The organism is Desulfurispirillum indicum S5 (assembly GCF_000177635.2).
Lineage (GTDB): Bacteria > Chrysiogenota > Chrysiogenetes > Chrysiogenales > Chrysiogenaceae > Desulfurispirillum > Desulfurispirillum indicum.
Map to the genome: position 1 here is coordinate 2,864,544 of NC_014836.1, position 21,894 is coordinate 2,886,437.

At 55.5% G+C, this 21,894-nt stretch carries 21 protein-coding genes; 12 read left to right on the forward strand and 9 right to left on the reverse strand.

Annotated features, from left to right (window positions below; all coding sequences use genetic code 11):
- Nucleotides 1-111 precede the first annotated feature (111 nt).
- From uvrA to rplS, 11 genes are all read left to right on the forward strand, one after another.
- The gene (gene uvrA / locus SELIN_RS13250) at nt 112-2,937 is read left to right on the forward strand and encodes an excinuclease ABC subunit UvrA (protein ID WP_013507143.1); all 2,826 of its coding nucleotides are present in this window, start codon (nt 112-114) and stop codon (nt 2,935-2,937) included.
- Nucleotides 2,938-3,168: 231 nt separating this feature from the next.
- Nucleotides 3,169-4,425 (forward strand): ATP-binding protein, encoded by a 1,257-nt coding sequence (locus tag SELIN_RS13255; protein WP_269493444.1) that lies wholly within the window; start codon nt 3,169-3,171, stop codon nt 4,423-4,425.
- 142 nt (nt 4,426-4,567) lie between these two features.
- Nucleotides 4,568-4,930: an addiction module protein gene (locus SELIN_RS15170; protein ID WP_049871151.1), complete on the forward strand. Its 363-nt coding sequence runs from the start codon at nt 4,568-4,570 to the stop codon at nt 4,928-4,930.
- A gap of 116 nt (nt 4,931-5,046) precedes the next feature.
- A complete protein-coding gene (locus tag SELIN_RS15175; protein ID WP_156788085.1) occupies nt 5,047-5,904 on the forward strand; it encodes an SIR2 family protein in 858 nt (285 codons plus the stop codon).
- A 5-nt stretch (nt 5,905-5,909) separates the two neighbouring features.
- The gene (locus SELIN_RS13265) at nt 5,910-6,242 is read left to right on the forward strand and encodes a hypothetical protein (RefSeq protein ID WP_041726161.1); all 333 of its coding nucleotides are present in this window, start codon (nt 5,910-5,912) and stop codon (nt 6,240-6,242) included.
- Between the two features lie 420 nt (nt 6,243-6,662).
- On the forward strand, nt 6,663-8,051 hold the full coding sequence (gene ffh / locus SELIN_RS13270) for a signal recognition particle protein (protein WP_013507146.1): 1,389 nt from the start codon (nt 6,663-6,665) through the stop codon (nt 8,049-8,051).
- Between the two features lie 155 nt (nt 8,052-8,206).
- Complete coding sequence (gene rpsP / locus SELIN_RS13275; RefSeq protein ID WP_013507147.1) at nt 8,207-8,494, forward strand: 30S ribosomal protein S16; 288 nt, start codon at nt 8,207-8,209, stop codon at nt 8,492-8,494.
- Nucleotides 8,495-8,529: 35 nt separating this feature from the next.
- Nucleotides 8,530-8,760: a KH domain-containing protein gene (locus SELIN_RS13280; protein WP_013507148.1), complete on the forward strand. Its 231-nt coding sequence runs from the start codon at nt 8,530-8,532 to the stop codon at nt 8,758-8,760.
- Complete coding sequence (gene rimM, locus SELIN_RS13285) at nt 8,744-9,262, forward strand: ribosome maturation factor RimM (protein ID WP_156788086.1); 519 nt, start codon at nt 8,744-8,746, stop codon at nt 9,260-9,262. The genes SELIN_RS13280 and rimM overlap by 17 nt, the downstream gene beginning before the upstream one ends.
- The gene (gene trmD / locus SELIN_RS13290; protein WP_013507150.1) at nt 9,252-10,562 is read left to right on the forward strand and encodes a tRNA (guanosine(37)-N1)-methyltransferase TrmD; all 1,311 of its coding nucleotides are present in this window, start codon (nt 9,252-9,254) and stop codon (nt 10,560-10,562) included. The genes rimM and trmD overlap by 11 nt, the downstream gene beginning before the upstream one ends.
- 30 nt (nt 10,563-10,592) lie before the next feature.
- A complete protein-coding gene (gene rplS, locus SELIN_RS13295) occupies nt 10,593-10,946 on the forward strand; it encodes a 50S ribosomal protein L19 (RefSeq protein WP_013507151.1) in 354 nt (117 codons plus the stop codon).
- A 48-nt stretch (nt 10,947-10,994) separates the two neighbouring features.
- Here rplS and SELIN_RS13300 read toward each other — a convergent pair whose 3' ends face one another.
- Together SELIN_RS13300 and SELIN_RS13305 are read right to left on the reverse strand one after the other, a co-directional pair.
- Nucleotides 10,995-11,312 (reverse strand): DUF134 domain-containing protein, encoded by a 318-nt coding sequence (locus tag SELIN_RS13300; protein ID WP_013507152.1) that lies wholly within the window; start codon nt 11,310-11,312, stop codon nt 10,995-10,997.
- Nucleotides 11,313-11,714 (reverse strand): NifB/NifX family molybdenum-iron cluster-binding protein, encoded by a 402-nt coding sequence (locus SELIN_RS13305; protein WP_013507153.1) that lies wholly within the window; start codon nt 11,712-11,714, stop codon nt 11,313-11,315.
- 182 nt (nt 11,715-11,896) lie between these two features.
- Between SELIN_RS13305 and plsY the strand changes: the two genes are divergently transcribed.
- On the forward strand, nt 11,897-12,502 hold the full coding sequence (gene plsY, locus SELIN_RS13310) for a glycerol-3-phosphate 1-O-acyltransferase PlsY (protein WP_013507154.1): 606 nt from the start codon (nt 11,897-11,899) through the stop codon (nt 12,500-12,502).
- A 17-nt stretch (nt 12,503-12,519) separates the two neighbouring features.
- Here the strand turns inward: plsY and SELIN_RS13315 are convergent, their stop codons facing one another.
- The 7 genes from SELIN_RS13315 to SELIN_RS13345 form a co-directional block, all read right to left on the reverse strand.
- Complete coding sequence (locus SELIN_RS13315) at nt 12,520-13,278, reverse strand: DUF3108 domain-containing protein (protein WP_013507155.1); 759 nt, start codon at nt 13,276-13,278, stop codon at nt 12,520-12,522.
- A gap of 16 nt (nt 13,279-13,294) precedes the next feature.
- Nucleotides 13,295-16,786: a DNA polymerase III subunit alpha gene (dnaE, locus tag SELIN_RS13320; protein WP_013507156.1), complete on the reverse strand. Its 3,492-nt coding sequence runs from the start codon at nt 16,784-16,786 to the stop codon at nt 13,295-13,297.
- A 117-nt stretch (nt 16,787-16,903) separates the two neighbouring features.
- Entirely contained in the window at nt 16,904-18,022 is a 1,119-nt protein-coding gene (locus SELIN_RS13325; protein WP_013507157.1) for a DUF4236 domain-containing protein, read from the reverse strand.
- A gap of 127 nt (nt 18,023-18,149) precedes the next feature.
- Entirely contained in the window at nt 18,150-19,655 is a 1,506-nt protein-coding gene (locus SELIN_RS14305; RefSeq protein WP_013507158.1) for a PAS domain-containing sensor histidine kinase, read from the reverse strand.
- A gap of 32 nt (nt 19,656-19,687) precedes the next feature.
- On the reverse strand, nt 19,688-20,320 hold the full coding sequence (locus SELIN_RS13335; RefSeq protein ID WP_013507159.1) for a chemotaxis protein CheC: 633 nt from the start codon (nt 20,318-20,320) through the stop codon (nt 19,688-19,690).
- Nucleotides 20,321-20,325: 5 nt separating this feature from the next.
- On the reverse strand, nt 20,326-20,691 hold the full coding sequence (locus SELIN_RS13340; protein WP_013507160.1) for a response regulator transcription factor: 366 nt from the start codon (nt 20,689-20,691) through the stop codon (nt 20,326-20,328).
- 174 nt (nt 20,692-20,865) lie between these two features.
- Nucleotides 20,866-21,675, reverse strand: a complete 810-nt coding sequence (locus SELIN_RS13345) for a pyruvate, water dikinase regulatory protein (RefSeq protein ID WP_013507161.1) — start codon at nt 21,673-21,675, stop codon at nt 20,866-20,868.
- Between the last annotated feature and the right edge of the window lie 219 nt (nt 21,676-21,894).

Sequence of the window (21,894 nt, forward strand, 5' to 3'; positions counted from 1 at the left end):
GGCGCGGGCAAAGCGAGGAGCGAAGCGTACCCCCTGTACGTCGCAGTGACGAGTGATGACCGGCAACGCCGCAGATGAGTGTTTTTCAGCAGCTTGCAAAGGAGATATACCGTGGCCAAAGATACCATCGTCATCAAAGGTGCCCGTGAGCACAACCTGAAGAATATCAATCTGGAAATTCCCCGCGACAAGCTGGTGGTCATCACCGGGGTCAGTGGCAGTGGCAAGTCCACCCTGGCCTTTGATACGATTTTTGCCGAAGGGCAGCGCCGCTATGTGGAGTCGCTGTCCGCCTACGCCCGTCAGTTCCTGGAGCAGATGGACAAGCCCGATGTGGATGCCATCGAGGGCCTGAGCCCCGCCATCAGCATTGAGCAGAAGAGCATCACCCGCAATCCCCGCTCCACGGTGGCGACCATCACCGAGATCTATGACTACCTGCGCCTGCTTTACGCCCGCGCCGGCACACCCCACTGCCACGAGTGCGGCAAGCCCCTGGTTTCCCAGACGGTACAGCAGATGGTGGATGCCATCTGCCAGCGGGAGGCGGGCAGCCGCCTGATGATCATGGCGCCGGTGGTGCGGAGCCGCAAAGGGGAGTACAAAAAGCTCTTCGAAGACCTGAAGAAGAAGGGCTTTGCCCGCGTGCGCCTGGATGGCGAGGTGCTGGATATGGACAGCGCCATGGCGGTGAAGCTGGACAAGAACACCAAGCACAGCATTGATATTGTGGTGGACCGCATCTCCGTCAAGGAGGGCATCGAGCGGCGCGTCACCGACAGCGTGGAGACGGCCCTGCAGTACAGCGAAGGGCTGCTGCTGGTGGCCGACCGCGAAGGCAACGAAGTGCTCATGAGCGAAACCGCCGCCTGCCACGATTGCGGCGTCAGCATGCCCGAGCTGGAGCCGCGCCTGTTCTCCTTCAACGCTCCCGAAGGGGCCTGCCCCAACTGCAGCGGCCTGGGCGCTTCCCTGGAGCTGGACGCCAACCTCATCGTCCCCAACCCCTCCCTCTCCATTGCCGAAGGGGCCATCGCCCCCTGGGCCCACAAGAGCTCCACCCGCTTCTGGGAAACGCTGCAGATGGTAGCCGAACGCTATGATATCGACCTGAACAAGCCCTGGTCCGCCTTGACGGAGGGGCAGCACAATATCCTGCTCTACGGTACCCAGGAAAAGGTACCCCAGCCCTCGGCGGGCAAGTTCCGCAAGATCGTGGAAGCGCGCTTTACCGGCGTTATCGGCTATCTGCAGAACCTGTTTGCCGAAACCACCGTCTCCTACATCAAGGACTATGTGCAGCGCTTCATGCGCGAAAAACCCTGCCCCGCCTGCAACGGCGAACGCCTGAACAAGCAGGTGCTCAGCGTGCTGATCAATGGGCAGAATATCTCCCGCTTCACCGCCATGAATATCGGCACCGCCCTGCAGTTCGCCACTTCCATCCACTTCGATGACCACCGCCAGGTCATCGCCCAGCGCATCCTGCGGGAAATCTGCGAACGCCTGAGCTTCCTCAACGACGTGGGCCTGGACTACCTGGAACTCAGCCGCAAGGGCAGCACCCTCTCCGGTGGCGAAGCTCAACGCATCCGCCTGGCCACCCAGATCGGCTCCAAACTCATGGGTGTGCTCTACATTCTGGATGAACCCAGCATCGGCCTGCACCAGCGCGATAACGACAAACTCATCGCCACCCTCAAGAGCCTGCGGGACAACGGCAACACCGTCATCGTGGTGGAACACGACGAGGACACCATCATGCAGTCGGACTTCGTGGTGGACATGGGCCCCTTCGCCGGACGCAAAGGGGGCGAAGTGGTGGTGGCCGGCACCCCCGCCCAGGTTATGGCCTGTGAAGCCAGCCTGACCGGCAGCTACCTCAGCGGCCGCGAAACCATACAGGTTCCCGCCCGCAGGCGCTCCGGCAAGGAATATGTGGAACTGCAAGGCGCAGCGGGCAACAACCTGCAGAGTGTGGACGTGCGCATTCCCCTGGAAACCTTCACCCTCGTCACCGGCGTCAGCGGCAGCGGCAAATCCACCCTGATCATCGACACCCTGCTGCCCGCCCTGGCATCCACCCTGCGCACCGAAGACGCCGGTGGCGGCAGCCCCTACCGCAGCATCCAGGTCACCAGCCCCAAAATCAAAAAAGTCATCGCCATCGACCAGACCCCCATCGGACGCACCCCACGCTCCAACCCCGCCACCTACACCGGCGTGTTCACCCATATCCGCGACCTCTTCGCCAGCGCCCCCGAAGCCAAAAAACGCGGCTACAAAGCCGGACGCTTCTCCTTCAACGTCAAAGGCGGACGCTGCGAAGCCTGCCAGGGCGACGGCACCATCAAAATCGAAATGCACTTCCTGCCCGATCTCTACGTCACCTGCGAAACCTGCAAAGGCAAACGCTTCAACCGCGACACCCTGGACATCACCTACAAGGGCAAAAGCATCGCCGACATGCTGGACATGACCGTCAATATGGCCGCCGAATTCTTCGAGAACATCCCCAAGATCCAGCAGAAACTGCAGACCATCAGGGACGTGGGCCTCGGCTATATCAAGCTCGGCCAGGCCGCCACCACCCTCTCCGGCGGAGAGGCTCAGCGCGTGAAACTCTCCAAGGAACTCAGCCGCAAAAACTCCGGCGACACCATCTACATCCTGGATGAACCCACCACCGGCCTGCACTTCCACGACATCCGCCAGCTCATCGAAGTGCTCAACCGCCTGGTGGACGCCGGCAACACCGTCATTGTCATCGAACACAACCTGGACATGATCAAGTGCGCCGACCACATCGTCGACCTGGGCCCCGAAGGTGGCAACCGGGGCGGCCAGATACTCTTCAGCGGAACGCCGGAAGGACTGTGCGATATCGAAGCCTCCTATACCGGGCATTACCTGCGCAAGCTGCTGGCGAAAGATTGACGCAATCTTTCAGTAAGAGAAGAAGCGGGTTCCACACAAAGCCCCCAAAGGCACCAAGGAAACAGCCCACGGTATACTCCGTGGGCTGTTTGTTTTTGGCAGGCTGCTGAAAGCCCTATCTGCATGGGAGCAGCACAGTAATGAGCAATGGGACGGCCCTCTACTATACAATTAGACGAAGCCATGATATACAATTAGACGACTACAAATCATGCAATTGGACTGACAATGATGAAAACTACTGTCAATCCTGAATACATCCCCCGACACCTTGCGACCAAGCTGCAAGAGGCCCTGACAGATACTCCGGTTGTTTGCCTGCTGGGACCTCGCCAGTGTGGAAAGTCTACCTTGGTCCGTCACCTGGAGCCAGACCGAACTTACATCAACCTGGATGATCGCAACTACCTGGAGGTAGCTCGGCGCGACCCAGAGGGTTTTATCGACAATTTACCCGAGAGGGTTGCCATAGACGAAATTCAGCGCGCTCCAGAACTTACCTTGGCAATCAAGCGCAGTGTCGACGCCAAACGCCATCCGGGACGTTTTCTGCTAACGGGCTCAGCCAACCTGCTGCAATTGCCACGACTGGCGGATTCGCTGGCAGGACGTATGGAATGCCTTTACCTGCACCCGCTGACTGAGGCGGAAAAGCAGCACTCGCCTGGCCGTTTTCTTGATCTGTGGCTGGAGAAAAAGCTGGATACCAGCTTGCCAGCCAGTGGCACTTCCCGCGCAAGCGAGCTGCCTGGGCGCCTGGTGGCGGGTGGCTACCCTGAAGCATTTTTCCGTCAGCCCGTACGGGCGCGAAGCTGGCAACAGCAATATCTGCACTCGATAATCGAACGGGATATTCATGATATCGCCACTATCCGTGGAGCGATTGATGTGCAACGCTTGCTGGAATACCTCAGCCACCAGACAGCTTCGCTTATGAATATCGCAGCCATAGCCAATGCGCTTGGGTATGCACGCCCAACAATTGAGCGTTATCTGGGAGTACTGGAAAAGCTCTTCCTGATCCGCCAGTTACCAGCCTGGCACAGTAATCGCGGCAAGCGCCTCGTGAAGACACCAAAGATACATATTTGTGATAGCGGTCTGGCAGCAACTCTTTCCAACTTGCGGGCGGAGCAGTGGATTCCACAGCGCAAGCGCTTCGGTCACTTGCTGGAATCATTTGTGGTGCAACAAATTATAGCTATGGGTGGCTGGTGCGAAAAGGATTTGCGTTTTCACTACTACCGTGACAAGGACCAGGTAGAGGTTGATCTCATCATTGAGGCAGATGGCACCGTGTGGGGCATTGAAGTAAAGGCTGCCGCTACCCTGGAAGCGCGTGATGGCCGTGGGCTTATGCGCCTGGCGGATGTGGCTGGCACTTCATTCCACGGCGGCCTGATTCTCTACGATGGCGATGCGGTTCTCCCGATTGAGCCGAAACGCCATATCTTTGCCGTACCTTTTGGCAAACTGTGGGAGCTGTAGTTTTCGTAACTCTTCACAGTGGAACCGCAAGAGAAAAAGCGGGTTTAACGCAAAGGCCTCAAAGGCACTAACAAGGCAGTGTTTCTCGCCCGTTCGCCACTCTCACTTGAGACGCGGGGCACGCGGAGGAAAGACAAGGGAAATGTACCTGGCAACCCTGCACCGTTACAGGTTGACAATCTTCGGAGGAGGCATACCCTATGAATATTATTCACCGCAAGAGGTATTCCAGATGAATCTCCAGGAACTTATAGCTGAAGCACTCCACCTCTCCATGGAAGAGCGGGCACACCTGATTCAGCAACTCGTACTGAGTATGGAATCTCCCTCGGAAGACGAACTGAAAGCCGAGTGGATAAAGGAAGCCCACCGCAAAGCCAACGAACTTACCCACCTTCGCGAGCAGCTGCAAGTCGGCATCAACCAACTTGACCAGGGGCTGGGAACTACAATCAATTCGCACGAAGAGCTGGATGAATTATTCGTTACAATCAAAGGGGCATAGACTTACCTCAACGCCGCAAACGCAGAAGTGTGAGATTTGATGTGCCTTCATGCGAATAATTCACATACAACGCAAAGCGCAAACAATCAATTAAACCAGCAAAAAGGAGATTGAACATGACATGTTATGTTGTTGGTGCTGGTGCTTCAAAGAGTTATGAAAAATCGCCAACAGGCTTATTAATGCCTCTTGCAAAAGAGTTTTTTCAAACATTTTCAAAACTGAAAATATCAGAAAATAACCATGTGCTCGTTGGACATATATTGCACTATCTTAAAGAGTTTCACGGGTTAAGTTATTCAGAATTTTCTTGCTTTGAAAGAGACATTGAAGAGCTACATTCGGAAGTAGAAAGCAGACTTAACGAAGCACTTATTAGTGGGGATCATGCTACTCGAATCCAGCTGTTATCTGTTTATAATCAACTGACATTTTTATTCACATCTGTTATTAACGAAATTCAAAACGGAAATCCATCTACATCGCATATAAATTTTATCGAAAACTTAATGCCACAAGATTCGATAATAACATTCAACTGGGATACGTTAATTGATCGTGCGCTACTTATAAGTGGCAAATGGCACTGCGATACTGGGTATATATGTGAGCCAAGTGGCATATATAGAGACGGATGGCAGAACTCTGACCCAAGCAAAACATCACAAATTAGACTTATAAAACTTCATGGGTCAAGCAATTGGCTCACATCATATGTAGTCTTTGATGAAAATGAAGAAATTTCTTTTTCGCATGACGGCGCTGCTGATTCCTTTTTCGTCTACGAGTCTACAACCAAGCCCTACCCGTGCTACGATGGCAGATATATACCAGGATATGTAGATTTTTCTTACGGTTACTACCCACCAAATTTGCCAGCCAATTCTAAATTTACTCGCGAAGGTTTTATCGAAATGCGAGTAGTTCCTAAACCACCTTTTGCGCCGAATGGAAGTAATAATAGATCAGATTGACTTCCATGCCGCTTATCATTCCACCAGTAAAACATAAGCAATACAACATGTATGGCGAATTGTTTAATCAATTGTGGCGTAATGCCGAGATGGAGTTGGCATCAGCAGATAAAATCGCAATTCTTGGTTACTCGTTTCCTGCAACCGATGTCAGAGCGACATCTTTATTTATCAATGCGTTTATGCGGCGAGAGTCTATACCAGAAATTGTAATAGTAAACCCATATCCTGATCAGATTTACTCAAAATTTAAATATGAGTTTGGTGTCCCAAGTTATAAAATTAACACGATCAAGGAGTGCATGACGGAGGATTTTGACTTCCAAAAGCTATTTTAACACTGGTTTACAGCAATAGACCATGCAAGATAATTTGCAGTGTGCATCACCCCATCATATCTTGGGCAAATTGCCCTTATTGCACGTAAAAACCTTGAGAACACAAGTGTGAAAGCAGCCTTTTCCACCCATCACAATTTCCGGCTGAGTATCTCCACCCAACCATCCTTCCCTTGACCATGCAATCACAACCACTTGACAGGGCAGGGGCTCCTCAGTATACTGCCCTGTCGTTTTGCTGTCTGCGCTGAGAAAGTGGGGCATTCCCCTTCTTCCCAAATGCGCGGCAGGTGGTTTTCACAGCTTGCAGAAATACTTCAAAATACGCAGGCAATTGAAAAATGCTCAGGTGCAATGCACGCGACGGCGAGCAACGCCGCAGATGAGGGTTTTTCAGCAGCCGGTTAAGGATAGAAGCCCATGTTCTCCCAACTCCAGAACTCCTTCCAGAAAGTCTTCAAGGACCTGCGCGGGCAGGGGAAGATCAGCGAAGCCAACATTCAGGAGGCCCTGCGCGAGGTGCGGGTTGCCCTGCTGGATGCCGATGTCAACATCAAGGTGGTGCGGCAGTTCATTGCGCAGGTGAAGGAGAAGGCGCTTGGGCAGGAGGTTCTGCAGAGTCTGACTCCTGGTCAGCAGTTCATCAAGATTGTTGATGCGGAGCTGACGGAGCTGATGGGGCAGACCCATACAAAGCTGCATCTTTCCAGCACTCCACCCACGGTGGTGATGATGTGCGGTTTGCAGGGCAGCGGGAAGACGACGACGGCTGGCAAGCTGGCGGCTTCGTTCAAGAAGCAGGGCCGCAAGGTTATGCTGGCGGGTGCCGATATTTACCGTCCGGCGGCGGTGGAGCAGATTCGCGCCCTGGCGGAGCAGGTGGGTGTGGATGTGTACGCCCCCGGCACGGATATTTCGCCGGTGGAGATTTGCGCCCAGGCCAGAAAGCTGGCCATGGGAAAACAGATTGATTTACTGATTCTGGATACGGCGGGGCGTCTGCATATTGATGATGCCCTGATGGAAGAGCTGGTGCAGATCAAGGCCAGCGCCCGCCCTGACGAGATTCTCTTCGTGGCCGATGCCATGACGGGTCAGGAGGCGGTCAATGTGGCCCAGTCCTTTGATGAACGCCTGGATCTTTCCGGTGTCATCCTGACGAAAATGGACAGTGACGCCCGTGGCGGTGCGGCCCTTTCCATCCGCGCGCTGCTTGGCAAGCCCATCAAGTACATTGGTGGCGGCGAGAAGATGGATGCCCTGGAGCCTTTCCACCCCGACCGGGTGGCTTCGCGCATTCTGGGCATGGGGGACATGCTCACCCTGATCGAGAAGGCTGAGAGTGTCTACGACGAAAAGACGGCCAAGAACCTGGAACGCAAGATCCGCGGCAATGAATTCAGCATGCAGGATTTCAAGGACCAGCTTTTGCAGATAAAGAAGATGGGGTCACTGGGCTCCATTATGAAGATGATTCCCGGTATGAGCTCAAAAATGGGCGATATGGATATAGACGACTCCCAGTACAAGCCGGTGGTGGCGATTATTGATTCCATGACGCCCCAGGAGCGTGAGAAGCCGGAGATCATCAACGCCAACCGCCGACGCCGCATCGCCAAGGGTTCGGGACGCACAGTGCAGGAGGTCAACCGCCTGCTGAAGCAGTTCCAGGACATGCGCAAGATGATGAAGCAGTTCTCGGGCGCGGGGGGCAAGAACAAGAAGCAGCAGCAGGCCATGATGCGCCAGCTGCAGGCCCGTATGCCCAAGGGGGCTATGGGCGGGAAGATGCCTTTCGGGCGTCGTTAGCAGGCTGCGCAAACGCACTCACCTGGCGCATACCGGGAGAGCAGCCTGTTGAAAAATGTTCAGCTGCAAGGCGTCCACATCCTGCAGATGGGCGTTTTTCAGCAAACTCACTTTGGATAAATTTTTTATCATAAAAACTTTTTTTGGAGGTCACATTGGCTGTCAAGATCAGACTCAAACGCCTGGGATCCAAAAAGCGACCCTTCTACCGAATCGTCGCCATGGACTCCCGCACCCCACGGGATGGACAATCCCTCGAAATCATCGGTACCTACAACCCCATCAAAGAGCCAGCCGAACTGCAAATTAACGAAGAAAAGGCTCTTTACTGGCTGGGTGTGGGTGCTGAACCCAGTGACACCGCGCGCAATCTGCTCTCCAAGCAGGGTGTCATGCAGAAATTCCACGAGCTGAAGCTGGAGAAAAAGAAGAAGTCTGAGTAACGCTTCTCTCAACGAGGCAAAAGAGGTCCGAAGTCATGAAAGAGTTAATCGAATATATTGTCAAATCCATTGTTGATCATCCCGATGAAGTGGAAATAACGGAAACGGAAGCGGAGAAGACGACCATTATCGAACTGAAAGTGGCTTCAGACGACCTGGGGAAAGTCATCGGCAAACAAGGACGCATGGCAAAAGCGCTGCGCACCATCGTCAGTGCCTCTGCCAGTAAAGATGGAAGACGGCTGATCCTTGAAATCATCGAGTGAAATGCTGTCCATCGCCCGCATCACCAAAACCCGTGGCCTGCGGGGCGAGCTGCAACTGTTCAGCCTTTTCAATGAGCCTGGGCGCTTTGAAGGCCTGAAGCATCTCCATATCGGAGGGGTCAGGTTTGCCGTAAGCCGTCTGCGTATTGCGGACAGCCAGCGGCTGGTGGTCAGCCTGAAGGGTGTGGACACCATCGAACAGGCGGAAGAGCTGGTGGGGCAGGATGCCTGCCTGCCGGTCGATGAGATACCCCGTTACGAAGACGAATACTTCGATTTTGAACTGCAGAAGCTTCGCGTCATCAATGATGACGGCGAAGAACTTGGATCCTTAACACAGATTATTCACACGGGCGCCAAAGACGTGTACGAAATCCTCTCTCCCGGGGGCAAGCGGTGGATGATTCCGGCCAACCATGAATTCATCCCCGAAATCAACCTGGAGGAGGGCTACATGCTGGTGCGACCCATACCCGGAATGATGGACGAAGATGCGCTTTGATATCATAACCCTCTTTCCCGAAATGGTTCAGAGCTGTTTTGCCGAAGGTGTTGTGGGTCGGGCGCTGCAGCGGGGTGATATCGCCCTGAAGTGCGTGAACCCGCGCGATTTCACCAGCGATGTGCACCGTACCGTTGACGACACCCTCTACGGTGGCGGCAGCGGCATGCTGATGAAGGCCGAACCCTTGGCCAGCGCTGTTTCAGCAGTGGAGCGCGCCAGTCGCAGCCGGGTCATCTACCTTTCGCCCCAGGGCCAGCCCCTGAATCAGGCCAAGGTACGTGAACTGGCAGAGCTGGAGCAGCTCATCCTGGTGTGCGGACGCTACGAAGGCGTTGATCAGCGTTTTATCGACCACTATGTGGACGAGGAAATCTCCATCGGTGACTATGTCATCAGTGGGGGCGAGCTGGCCGCCAGCGTAGTGATCGACAGCGTGGCCCGCTGCATTCCCGGTGTTATCGGCCAGGTGCAGAGCGTTACAGAAGACTCCTTCTTTGAAGGTCTGCTGGACGCGCCCCACTACACCCGGCCCGCCGAATTTGAGGCTGAGGCTGTTCCCGCTGTCCTCAGCGGCGGACACCATGAGCACATCGAGCAGTGGCGCGAGGAGCAATCCCTGCGCCGCACCTGGCACAAACGCCCCGATCTGCTGGAAAAAACCGTACTTTCCACCCGCCAGCGCACCATGCTGCGGAAGATCATGCGGGAGGACTGGCAGCAGCGCGGCATGCCCGGCGCCAATGTGAGCATCGCCCTGATTCACTATCCGGTGTACAACAAGCGCCATGAAGTCATCACCACTTCGGTGACCAACATGGACCTGCACGATATCTCCCGCACCGTGCGCACCTTTGAACTGACCAACTACTTTGTGGTGACGCCAGTCAAAAGCCAGCACGAACTGATGGGACGTATCACGCGCCACTGGACCGAGGGCTACGGCTCCACCTACAACCCCGATCGCAAGGAAGCTTTCGATCGTATGCAGTTTGTCCACAGCCTGGAGGATGTGCGCGAGCACTTCCGCAAGCGCGGGCAGCGGCTGGTGATTACCGCCACCAGCGCCAACCCCAAGTGGACCAACACCACCTACCCCCATCTGTCACGCATGATGGATCAGGATCGCGAAACCCAGCACCTGATCCTCTTCGGCACCGGCTGGGGACTGACAGACGAAATCATGGAAGCAGCCGACTACGTGCTGCCCCCCATAGATGGCAATGGTGAATACAATCACCTTTCCGTAAGAAGTGCCGCCGCCATCACCCTTGACCGGGTGTTCCGGCGCTACCCGTAACCACGTACTCTTCATGTTTGGAGGAAAATAATGAATCCTGTACAGATGATTGAACAGGAACAGGTACAAGAAGTACCCCAGTTCAAAGCCGGCGATACCGTCAAAGTTCACTACAAAGTCATAGAAGGCAATAAAGAGCGCGTTCAGGTATTTGAAGGCGTGGTACTGCGCCTGAAAAAAGGTGGCATCCCTACCTTTACCGTGCGCAAAGTCTCCTTTGGCGTTGGCGTGGAGCGTATCTTCCCCCTCTACTCGCCCAAAATTGCCAAACTGGAAGTGACCAAGATCGGTCGCGTGCGCCAGGGCCGCATCTACTACCTGCGCAACCTGCGCGGCAAAGCTGCCCGTATCAAAGAGCAGATGAACTACAACCGTCCCAAGTAATTCCTGCGGACGCGAAAAAAGGGAGGCAAATTGCCTCCCTTTTTTTATTTACAATTCCGTTTGTGCATCCGGCGAAGGCGCAGTACCTTCCACACAGAGGGCCACGCCTTCCACCAGTCCCAGGGCTACTTTTCGCCGAGCCGAAACCAGCAGGCGCTGCACGGTTCCACGGGATACGCCCATACGCTCACCCGCCTCCTCCTGGGTCAGGCCCAGACCATCACACAGATAGAGTGACTCCAGTTCATCGTGGGCAATGCGCTCGTGACGCAGCTGCCTGCCGGGAATACCCGCAGGCTTAAAAACCCGCTCCACCGTATCGGGGAATGGGCAACTGCAGTGGCGCGGCTTACGTGAACGCGGCACTCAGTGGTTCCCACAGCAGGAGTGTCCCCCCGATCCGTGGCCGTGACCATGGGAAGAGCAGGAGCCCTCCAGCTTCATTTCAGGCAGGGCGTTCTCCCGCAGCATCTGCATGTTTTCCGCCACGGTTTTCCCCAGCGCCTGATAGACCCGGATGCCTGCGCGACGCAGCTGATTCAGCGCTCCTGCACCTATACCTCCAGCCACCACCGCCTCAGGGCGCATTTCACCAAGGGCTTTCAGGGGTTGACACTGACTGGCCTGATGGTTCAGGTCTCCGTTGCTGAGCTCCCGCACAGCACCCGTATCCATGTCCGCCAGGACAAACAGTGGTGCAGAGCCAAAGTGGTCAAAGACAATACTCTCCAGGCCAAGATTCTGAACAATGGGAAAACAGACATTCATAGGTCACCCTCCGGGAGATATTTTGTGCATATGCACAGAATATCTCCCCGGAAGACGTTGCTGTCAAGAAGAAAATCCGACGCCTGCCACAAAGAAAAAGAGGCATGTGCCGCTTTTTTTTTGTATTCTGTTGCCACGCCTGTCATGAAACAGTGCGCTGAACTGCTTTTCGGGAGTAATCCATGGGAATTCTCTTCTACCTTGCGCTGGCCTATATCCTCTGTTCTATTCCCTTTGGCCTTGTCTTTGTCTACCTGGTCAAAGGCGAAGATATCCGAAAGTTCGGCAGCGGCAATATCGGCGCCACCAATGTCTTCCGCTTCGGCGGGGCACCGGTGGGCATCCTGACCCTCTTTTTCGATGCCCTTAAGGGCTACCTCCCCGTGGTCCTCGTCATGAAGGCCTACCCCGAGCAGCCGCTGTACCATGTAATGGTTGCCATTGTCGGCATTCTCGGCCACTCCTACAGCATATTCCTCAAATTTCGCGGTGGCAAAGGGGTTGCCACCGGCCTTGGCGTCTGCCTGGCCCTGCTGCCCCTGCAGGTGGCTCTGGCGGCCGTGGTGTTTGCCGCCCTCTTCCTCACCAGTGGTTATGTCAGCCTGGGTTCCGTGGGAGCGGCGCTGAGCCTGCCCCTCATCAGCCTGCTGACGGGAGTGCCCGGCCTGTACCTGCTGTTTACCATAGCAGCGGCCGCCCTGGTGATCATCCGCCACCAGGAAAATATCCGCCGCCTGCTGCTGGGAACGGAAACAAAGATTCTGTGGAACAAAGACAGGGAAAAGTAACTGAATGAATGCGCTGCCTACTCGGGCAGCACAATGCGCTGCAGAAGATCCATATCGCCTTTGAGTGAACTGATGGTCACCGTGGCGCTGCCCACAGCCACGCTGATGCGCATGCGCACCAGCAGCCCGGTCTCTTCATCAATCCAGAACCGCCAGCTGCCCTGGGGCGAAAGAGCCCCATCCTCATCTTCAGCCTTGGGGGTGATATCCAGGCGTCGGGTGCGGAAGGTCTGGCCGGCGGCTTCAATGGTATCCCTGCCCCGATAGCGAAATTCCACACTGCCGGTTTCACCGCCGAAAAACAGGGGCAGCTCACCCCGCTCTTGCCGAGTCAGTTGCAGGGAGAGGCTCAGAGAGTAGGGGTCGTGGAAGCCTGACTCCTCAAAGGTACCCACGTTATTGCTGCGTACACGGCCATCGCTGTGGTAGCGCACGATGGCGTAGTCAATACCCTCGTCATGAAAGGTATAGTCGTGAACACGTGTTCCACGCCGGTTGGACTGCTGCTGGGTGTAGACAAGCGGCTTGAGTGGGTGGATTGCAAGCACCGACTGGCTGCGCTCTTCAAAGCGGCGCACCGAGTCCACCAGGCCAGTGGTGCGGGCAAAGGACTCCACTTCAAGCCGATCATCTGCCGCCAGGCGATAGGTGATGCAGGTTTCACCGACGCGGAAGATATAAAAGGCGTTGTAACAGGCCTCCAGAGATGAGGAAAAAGCCTCGGACGCCAGCGCGCAAACCACAATGACGCTCAGCCAGATACTCTTTAATCTCACTTTTTCCCTCCTCATATTACGCGCTATGACAGCGCAGGACATCGTGGCCGAAACGCTCCCCGAGGGCACGCACCATGCTGGCATCGGGGCGGACCTTCACGCCGGTGCGGATAACGGCTTCGTACTGTTGGGGGGTGAATATTTTAACAAAGAAGGATCTATCCCCAGGGAAGCTTTTTACCAGAGCTTCCAGCTCTGTGAGTAACTCTGTGGAAAACTCCAGGCGGTTGATGTTGAATTCAACGGCACTTACACAATTGCCCAGCGCCTCGTCTACACTATAAATGCTTTCTGTAATTATGGTTACACTGTCATCCTTTGGCTCGGTTTTCCCTTCAATGATCAGAATACTATCGACACTGAGTTGTGAATAAAACTGTTCATAAGTTTTTGGAAATATTGGTATTTCGAGCTTTGCCGTCTGATCCTCCACCACGATGATAGCCATTTTTTTCCCTGCCTTGGTGGTTTTGGGCTGCAGGGAAGAGAGGACCCCCGCAATGCGCACCCTGCCCTTTTTCTGGGCTTCCAGCACCGACGCAATGGGAGTGGTGTAGCCTTCCAGAACCGACTGGAAGGGCTCAAGGGGATGTCCGCTGACAAAAAAGCCCAGGCACTCCTTTTCAAAGGCAACCCGCGTGGTGGTATTCCAGTCTTCCACATCGGGATACTCCTCATGGTGGCTCAGGTCGTCGGAACTGTCATCCTGGGCCTCCATCTCAAAGAGCGAGATCTGCCCAGCCTCGCGATCTTTCTGGATGGTCTGCCCCAGGGAGAAGGCGTGGTCCAGCGCGCCGATCAGCTGACGGCGATTGGCGTGTACGGAATCGAAGGCACCACACTTGATGAGGTTTTCCACCACCCTTTTGTTCACACTGCGCAGATCCACCCGCTCGGTGAAGTCATAGAGGGAGGTGAAGGGCCCATTCTCCTGGCGCTCCTGCAGAATAGCCTCCACCGCTTTGGAGCCAACGTTCTTGATGGCGGTCAGGCCGAAGATGATGCTGCGGCCATCTTCGTCCACGGTGAAGGAGTGGCCGGAGAGGTTGATATGGGGTGGGTGCACCTCAAGCCCCATGCTCTTGCACTCGTTGATGAACTGCACCACCTTGTCAGTGTTATCCATCTCGCAGGAGAGCAGGGCCGCCATCAGCTCTGATGGGTAGTGGGCCTTCAGGTAAGCTGTCTGGTAGGCCACCAGGGCGTAGGCCGCCGAGTGAGACTTGTTGAAGCCGTAGCCGGCAAAATAAGCCATCAAATCAAAGACCTGCTCGGCCTTCTTCAGGTCAAAGCCCATGGCCTTGGCACCGGGAACCTTGTCACCATCGCCGTGGAGGAAGATTTCCTTCTGCTTGACCATCTCCTCTTCCTTCTTCTTGCCCATGGCGCGGCGCAGCAGGTCGGCAGCTCCCAGGGAGTAGCCGCCGATGGTGCGGGCAATCTGCATGACCTGCTCCTGGTAGACGATAACTCCGTAGGTGTCTTTAAGGATGGGCTCCAGTTCGGGAAACAGGTATAAAATCTCGGAACGACCCTGTTTGCGATCCACGAAGTCATCCACCATGCCTGAACCCAAAGGACCAGGACGGTAGAGGGCCAGCACGGCCACGATATCCTCGAAGTTTGAAGGCTTGAGTTTGGTCAGCAGGCTGCGCATGCCCCCCGATTCCAGCTGGAATATCCCGGCTGACTTGCCGGAGCACAGCAGGTCATAGGTGGGCTGATCGTCCATGGCAATGGCGCTGATATCAAATTTGGCGGGCAGCTTCTGGGTCTGCTGCACAAAGCGGCAGGCTTCGTCAATGACCGTCAGGGTCTTCAGGCCCAGAAAGTCAAACTTCACCAGCCCGATATCTTCGGCCTTGTCCTTGTCGAACTGGCAGACCGGCTCGCCTTCAGGGCCACGGGAGAGGGGCGCGTAGGTGTAAATTGGCTCATCGGTGATGACAATCCCGGCGGCGTGCATGCCCGCCTGGCGGAAGAGGCCCTCCAGGGCCAGGGAGTACTTCAGCAGGTTCTCCCCGTGGGGCATGGCGGCTGCCGCCTCCTTGAGCTTGGGCTCCATGGAGATGGCCTCATCCAGGGTAATGCCCAGCTTGTTCGGCACCAGCTTGGACAGCTTGTCACCGTCACTGTAGGGCAACCCCATGACCCGGCACACATCCCGCAACACCCCCTTGGCCTGCAGGGAAGCGTAGGTGACAATCTGGCAGACGTTCTGGTCGCCATACTTTTTGCGCACATAGTCGATGACTTCGCCCCGGCGGTTCATGCAGAAGTCGATATCGATATCGGGCATGGAGACGCGCTCAGGGTTCAGAAAGCGCTCGAAGAGCAGGTTATAGGGGATGGGATCGATGTCGGTGATCTTGAGGGCGTAGGCCACCAGGCTGCCGGCAGCGGAACCCCGGCCCGGCCCCACGGGAATATCCTGATCCTTGCCCCACTGAATAAAGTCGGCCACGATGAGGAAGTAGCCGGGAAAACCCATGCTGTTGATAACATCCAGTTCAATTTCCAGGCGCTCTTCATAGGCCGGGCGATCGTAGGTCAGCCCCAGGCGGTCAAACTGGGCAAAGCGCTCCAGCAGGCCCTTGCGGGAGACTTCGCCAATATAGCTCTCCAGGGTATGCTCGGCGGGAATATCATACTTGGGCAGATAGACCTTGCCCATCTCCAGCTGCACATTGCAGCGCTCGGCGATTTTCACCGTATTGGCAATGGCGTCCTTGATATGGCCGAAGTCCTTGTGCATGGTCTCGGGGGATTTGAAATAGAGCTGGTCGCTGTCAAAGCGGAAACGCTTTTCATCGTCAAAGTTGCTCTGGGTCTGGATACACAGCAGGATATCGTGGGCCTTGGCGTCTTCGCGGTTGAGGTAGTGGCAGTCGTTGGTGGCCACCATGGGGATGCCCGTCTCCTCCGCAAGGGCGATCAGCTGACGATTGACGGCCCGCTGGTCATCCATGCCGTTTTCCTGCAGCTCCAGGAAGAAGTTGCCTTCACCGAAGATCTCCAGGTACTCCAGGGCACTGCGACGGGCGCCCTCCGTGTCCCCGGCCAGCAGCTGGTTGGGCACCTCGCCCCCCAGGCAGGCCGAGAGGGCAATAATACCCTCCGAACACTCCCGCAGCAGTTCCTTGTCGATACGCGGCTTATAGTAGAAGCCCTCCAGGTAACCCTGGGAGACCATATAGATGAGATTGCGATAGCCCGTCATATTTTCGGCCAGCAGCACCAGGTGGTAGGCCCCTTCGTAGACCCCTTCGGCGTTGCGCTTCTCGCGCATGCTGCCGGGAGAAACATAGACCTCGCACCCCAGAATCGGCTTGATACCAGCCTTGGTACACTGCTTATAGAAATCCACCGCGCCAAACATATTGCCGTGGTCGGTCATGGCCACCGCGGGCATGCCGTATTCCTTGGCCTTCTTTACCAGCTCGGGAATTTTGATGGCTCCGTCAAGGAGGGAGTACATGGTGTGCAAATGCAAATGGACAAAAGACATAAGCTGCTCCAGGAGAAGTCCGCACCGCAAGGATATGCGCCTTGCGGGAAAGGATACTATACCACAGCAAAGACCGGATTGACATGATGGATCAGCAGGGGGAAAGCTGCCCGCTTCTCAGCCTTGCAGGCGCTCAGCGACATCTTCAAAGCCGGGATCTTCCGCCAGTATCCGGGAGAATTCCTCGCGGGCGCGGGCCTTTTCTCCCATGAGTTCGTATACCAGTGCCCGCTCATAGCGCAGCGAGCGCAGCACGATTTCACTGCGATCCTTGCGGCGGCGCAGTGCCGCGGTCAGGGTATCCCGAGCCTCTGCCAGCTGCCCCAGCCTCTGCAGGGCTCGTGCCTTGTAAAGCATCAGTACACTGTGAACGGAGCTCTCATTCTCCACATTTTCGCAAAGATCCACCACTTCCTGCCAGGCGGCCGGATCCGTAGGCCTTCGCACACACTTGCGGGCGGCAATACCGTCGGATTCCACCATCTCCCAGACGGTCGACTCCTCCGGAATCGTCTCCAGCATAATCTCCACCAGGGATACCCGCACCACCACGTCGTCTGGGTTGAGCTTCAGAAGGGTCTGCAGACACGCCTGGGCCGCGTCATACTGCTGCAGCTCCTGGTGTGCCTCGGCCAGCGCCAGCAGCACGCCGCGACGCGACGGGGTGATATGAGCCGTCACTTCCTCTGTAATGGAGAGATCAAAACGCAGATTCAACCGGTACTTCTCGAAAAGCTGCCCCAGGAGGTGATGCTGCTCTTCAACCCTGGTAAGCGTCTGCACCGCGTCCTGGAAACGGCTGCTCTTGAGCTGGCAGAATCCCGCCATAAAAGCATTATCAGCAGCATTGCGGCCTCGCTCGAAAGCATGGAGGGCCTCCAGAAAGTTTCCCTCCACAAAATGCCGCAACCCGTTGATAAAGGCGATTTCCCTGGCTGGGGTAACGAGGCGCCGAAAGAAACCCAGGTGCAGGGTCTGCTGCACCACGCTGGGATCACAGACGGTCTCCCGCGACGGTGCCACCGCTGAGCTGTTGCGGCGGGAGAGCTGTGCCCAGGACTCATGGTCCGTATAGTAGAGGCCGCTCCCTGGCAAACCCAGTGTTGTACGCACACCGCGATGCCCCACCGTCATTCGGGCACCGCGGGGCCCCAGAGATATGGAGCCACCGGATTTGCTGAGATTGAGGGAAATGCCCGGAGCCAACCTGATGCGACGGAAAAAACGAAAAGACATGAGAACTCTCTCAGGGTAGGTATTTCGTATGCTTACGGAATTTTAGCCAGCAAACACGCTTGTTGCAAGCAATAAGTTCCAAAATGGCAATGACTCTCGCTGGAGTCACAGGTAAGCGGGAAAGCGTTCAGGGATTGCGCAGCTCGATGCGGAAAAAAGCGCCGCGCTCCCAGTTTCCAGGGGTGATGGAACCGCCGAAGTGATCCTCGATGATCGTCTTGCAGAGGGAGAGCCCGATACCCGTTCCCGCCTGCTTGGTGGTGAAGTAGGGGGTAAAGAGTTTGTCCATGATATGGGGAGGGATGCCACCCGCGTTATCACGGATGGTGACGGCGTAGCGATTGCCGTTCAAGGGTTCAATCTCGACACCGATTGTGAAGGGTTCGCGCACCTCTGCCCTGCCTTCACGCTCCATAAAGGCGTCCTTGGCATTGTTAAAGAGGCTCAGGATCACCTGCTTAAACTCGTTGGGATAGCCGATGATCTTTGCCGCGCTGGCCTGCTCGGCATCCTGATACACCACCTTGATGTTGCTGGTGCGCAGCTGCTCCCCGAGAATAGCGTCCACTTCACGCACCGCCTTGAGCAGGGAAAAGGAGACTTTCTGCTTATCGGGATCAAAGAAATTCTTGAAATCGTCAACGGTACCCACCATGAAGCTGACCTGCTGCAGGGTCTTCTCAATGGCGTCTTCAAGGGCCTGGGGCTCAAGGGTGCTGTTGCGACTGATGTCGCGCAGGTTCTGCATGAGAAAGGCGATGATGTTCAAGGGCTGTTTCCACTGGTGGGCAATGGCCTGAATCATCTCGCCCATGGCCGCCATCTTGGAAGTCTGCACCAGCAGGCGCTGCTGGTTCAGGCGCTTGTCCGTCTCCTCCCGTACACGTTTTTCCAGGTTTTGATTCAGTTCCCGCAGCTGCGCTTCCACCCGTTTGTAATTGGTGACATCACGACCGATGACCAGCTCACCCTGATCGTCAATGGGCAGCCGGCTGACATCAAAGCTGATGGCCCCTTCGGGGCGCTGGAGCGTCACGGATTCATGGTTTCCCTGGATGCGCAGCGGCAGGGGGATCTCACCAAAGAGTTCCTGGTCGCTTTTCCCACGGAATCCCGCAGGGAGCTCAAGCAGATCCACAGCTGAGCGGTTGGCCTCCTGCCAGCGGTCTTCGCGATCACGGAAGCAGACAAAATCGGGCAACGCGTCAATCAGCGTGCGCAGGCGACGATCACTGTTACGCAGCAGGCGCTCACGGTGCTCCGCCGCGCTCACGTCAACCACCTGCACCGCCACAAAGAGCTCCTGTTGCTGGTCCCGGATCGGCGCAATACAGATCTGCTGCTGAATACGGGTTTCGCTGAGTCGCATCTGGTTTGAGGCGTACAGAGGCAAAGGCGCCTTGTTGAGAGAGTGGGAGAGCAGCGAGGAGTGGCCGCGCAACGCGTCCTCCAGCGCCAGGGAAAAGCGGCCGTTGACCGGCTCGACGAAAATATCCCCCAACGTTTTGCCCAGAGCTGCTGATCCACTGATTCCAGAAAACTGCGCCATCCACCGGTTCCAGAAGACAACTGTCCGATCCTTGTTCAGGACAAACAGGCCAATCATGAGGTTGTGGAGAACGGACTCGTGCATGGGGCGTTTTTCCTGTAGAGAATAGAGTATGCTTACCTGTTGTGAATAAAGTGATCAACCTGCGCGATAAAGTCATCAAACGATGGGGCATCCAACATGAACGCCACATGCCCGTGAATGGATTTCGATTCCAGCTTGAAGTCAATCAGCAACATGAGCACGACATCGTCTTCATGTTGACCATCTGATGGAGTGACATCCAGCTGGAGGATGTTGGAGAAGCTTCCGGCATGAAAGACGGGAAGCGAGCTGGTGAATTCTCCCCTGAACAGCGACGCAATGGCGCTGATACAGGCATTGAGAATAATATTGCCAATTTCCGTCATCGCTTCCTGCTCCATCTCCGACATCTGCTCGTGGGGCATGGTGTCTCCCACCATCAGCCGCACCAGCTCGAGACTTTTATCCTCGGGAAAGAGCAGAACCGTATCCGCATTGAAAATGCCCTGAAAGTGCTGCACGACTCCGCAGACATTGCGCACAGACTCCTTATTGAGGTACTGGGAAAGTTCACGACGGGAAAAGAAATACACCGATGGCACCGAGAGGATAACCTCTTCGTTCACCATGGAACTCATGACCGCAGCAGCCTGGCCGATACCGATGTTGAAAATTTCCACAATGGCATCGTGCTGCAAAGGTGTCAGACGCGGAGGGTGTGCCATAAGAGCTACTCCAGGTAGGTCAGAACCTGAGCCATACTTTCAGGGGTTATGGGTTTTTTGACAAAACCGATATCCAGGGAGTGCGCCCGCTGGGACATGCTCTCCTGCACATTGGCAGTCAGCAGAATCAGGCGCGCCTGGCACCCGGCCTGACGCAGCTTTTCCACCAGCTCGATACCATTCATTCCCGGCATATTATAGTCAATGGTAATCAGGTCAAAGTCGGAAGTGGCCGCCTTGGCCAGAGCGTCCTCGCCATGGGCCGCCTTCTCCACCATCCAATCAGGGTGCTTCTCAAGGATCAGATTTTCTATCAGCGCCTGGGAAAAGCGGCTGTCGTCGACAATCAGTATGCTCCTGAGCTCAGCCATGGGAACCCCTTCAATCTGAAGTACTTCATTAACCAGACACAATTTTACAAAAAATCATCATAGATAAATGCCGCGCAACAAGCAACCAAAATAGGGAAAGTACCAATCCCAGAATGAATTCATTCCTTGGGCGAATAGGTATCGTTACACTGCTGATTCAGTGACGAATACTCCTCACAGCTCGGTATCACGACCGAAGACCGCATGGATAACCTCGCGGGCCGTCTCTTCCACCGATTTATTTGTCGTATTGACAATATGCCACTGCCGATTGCGCCGACACAGCTCATGGACAAATTCCACTTCCTCAAAAATATCCGCCAGATTGGTGTACGTGCTCTGGGCCCGATAGTGCCGCAAACGCTTGCTGCGCACTTTCTGCAGGACATCCGGGTCCATGATCAGACAGACAATGCGGTTCTGATCCACTTCAAAGAGCTTCTCAGACAGGGGAACCTGGGGAATCAGCGGAATATTCAGCACCTTGTGGCCATGCTGGGCCAGCACAAAGGACGTCGGCGTCTTGGAAGTGCGGGAAAGGCCCAGCAACACGATATCCGCCTTATCCAGGCCATCGAGATTCTTTCCATCATCGTGGGCCAGAGTATATTCCATGGCTTCAATACGCCGGAAATACCGGTCGTCCACTTTGCGGAAGATATTGGGATTCTCCAGGGGAGCGCTCTCCATGTACTGGCTCAGCATATCCAGCGATGGACCAATAATATCCAGAAATGGCAGGGAGTGTTCCCGGCAGTAAGCCGCAGCAAACTCGCGCAGATCCTTCTTTACCACGGTACAGGCCACGAGCACCTGCTCGCTGCGCGCCTCTTCCAGAAGCTGCAGCATCTTCTGCTGACTGTCGATCTTGGCATTCACCGTCAGCACCGTCTTATGCTTTTCATCAAACTGGGCCAGCGCCGCCTTGATCAGGTTGATCGCACTCTGCCCCGTTCCATCGGATACGATATAGATGCGCTTCATATTCCCTCGCACAGACAATTTCCCTGAGTATACACGGATAGGAACATCGCTTACAGCGGAAAGTTGCAGAAGCCACGGAAGTTATCGCAAATGAACGCCAATAGACGTGAATGGGAAATGGCCACGCGTGGACAGTGGATCGTCTTTTATTGTGTGAAGCAGCCGTTTCAACAGCGCAGTAACCGCCTTTTTATCCCATCTATTGTGCATTCATTCGCG

Bases quoted from the DNA above. Each gene is read 5' to 3' on its own strand.
- SELIN_RS13255 (WP_269493444.1), top strand. From the start codon at position 3,169: ATGAAAACTACTGTCAATCCTGAATACATCCCCCGACACCTTGCGACC.
- SELIN_RS15170 (WP_049871151.1), top strand. From the start codon at position 4,568: ATGTACCTGGCAACCCTGCACCGTTACAGGTTGACAATCTTCGGAGGA.
- SELIN_RS15175 (WP_156788085.1), top strand. From the start codon at position 5,047: ATGACATGTTATGTTGTTGGTGCTGGTGCTTCAAAGAGTTATGAAAAA.
- SELIN_RS13265 (WP_041726161.1), top strand. From the start codon at position 5,910: ATGCCGCTTATCATTCCACCAGTAAAACATAAGCAATACAACATGTAT.
- ffh (WP_013507146.1), top strand. From the start codon at position 6,663: ATGTTCTCCCAACTCCAGAACTCCTTCCAGAAAGTCTTCAAGGACCTG.
- SELIN_RS13280 (WP_013507148.1), top strand. From the start codon at position 8,530: ATGAAAGAGTTAATCGAATATATTGTCAAATCCATTGTTGATCATCCC.
- trmD (WP_013507150.1), top strand. From the start codon at position 9,252: ATGCGCTTTGATATCATAACCCTCTTTCCCGAAATGGTTCAGAGCTGT.
- rplS (WP_013507151.1), top strand. From the start codon at position 10,593: ATGAATCCTGTACAGATGATTGAACAGGAACAGGTACAAGAAGTACCC.
- SELIN_RS13305 (WP_013507153.1), bottom strand. From the start codon at position 11,714: ATGAATGTCTGTTTTCCCATTGTTCAGAATCTTGGCCTGGAGAGTATT.
- plsY (WP_013507154.1), top strand. From the start codon at position 11,897: ATGGGAATTCTCTTCTACCTTGCGCTGGCCTATATCCTCTGTTCTATT.
- dnaE (WP_013507156.1), bottom strand. From the start codon at position 16,786: ATGTCTTTTGTCCATTTGCATTTGCACACCATGTACTCCCTCCTTGAC.
- SELIN_RS13325 (WP_013507157.1), bottom strand. From the start codon at position 18,022: ATGTCTTTTCGTTTTTTCCGTCGCATCAGGTTGGCTCCGGGCATTTCC.
- SELIN_RS14305 (WP_013507158.1), bottom strand. From the start codon at position 19,655: ATGCACGAGTCCGTTCTCCACAACCTCATGATTGGCCTGTTTGTCCTG.
- SELIN_RS13335 (WP_013507159.1), bottom strand. From the start codon at position 20,320: ATGGCACACCCTCCGCGTCTGACACCTTTGCAGCACGATGCCATTGTG.
- SELIN_RS13340 (WP_013507160.1), bottom strand. From the start codon at position 20,691: ATGGCTGAGCTCAGGAGCATACTGATTGTCGACGACAGCCGCTTTTCC.
- SELIN_RS13345 (WP_013507161.1), bottom strand. From the start codon at position 21,675: ATGAAGCGCATCTATATCGTATCCGATGGAACGGGGCAGAGTGCGATC.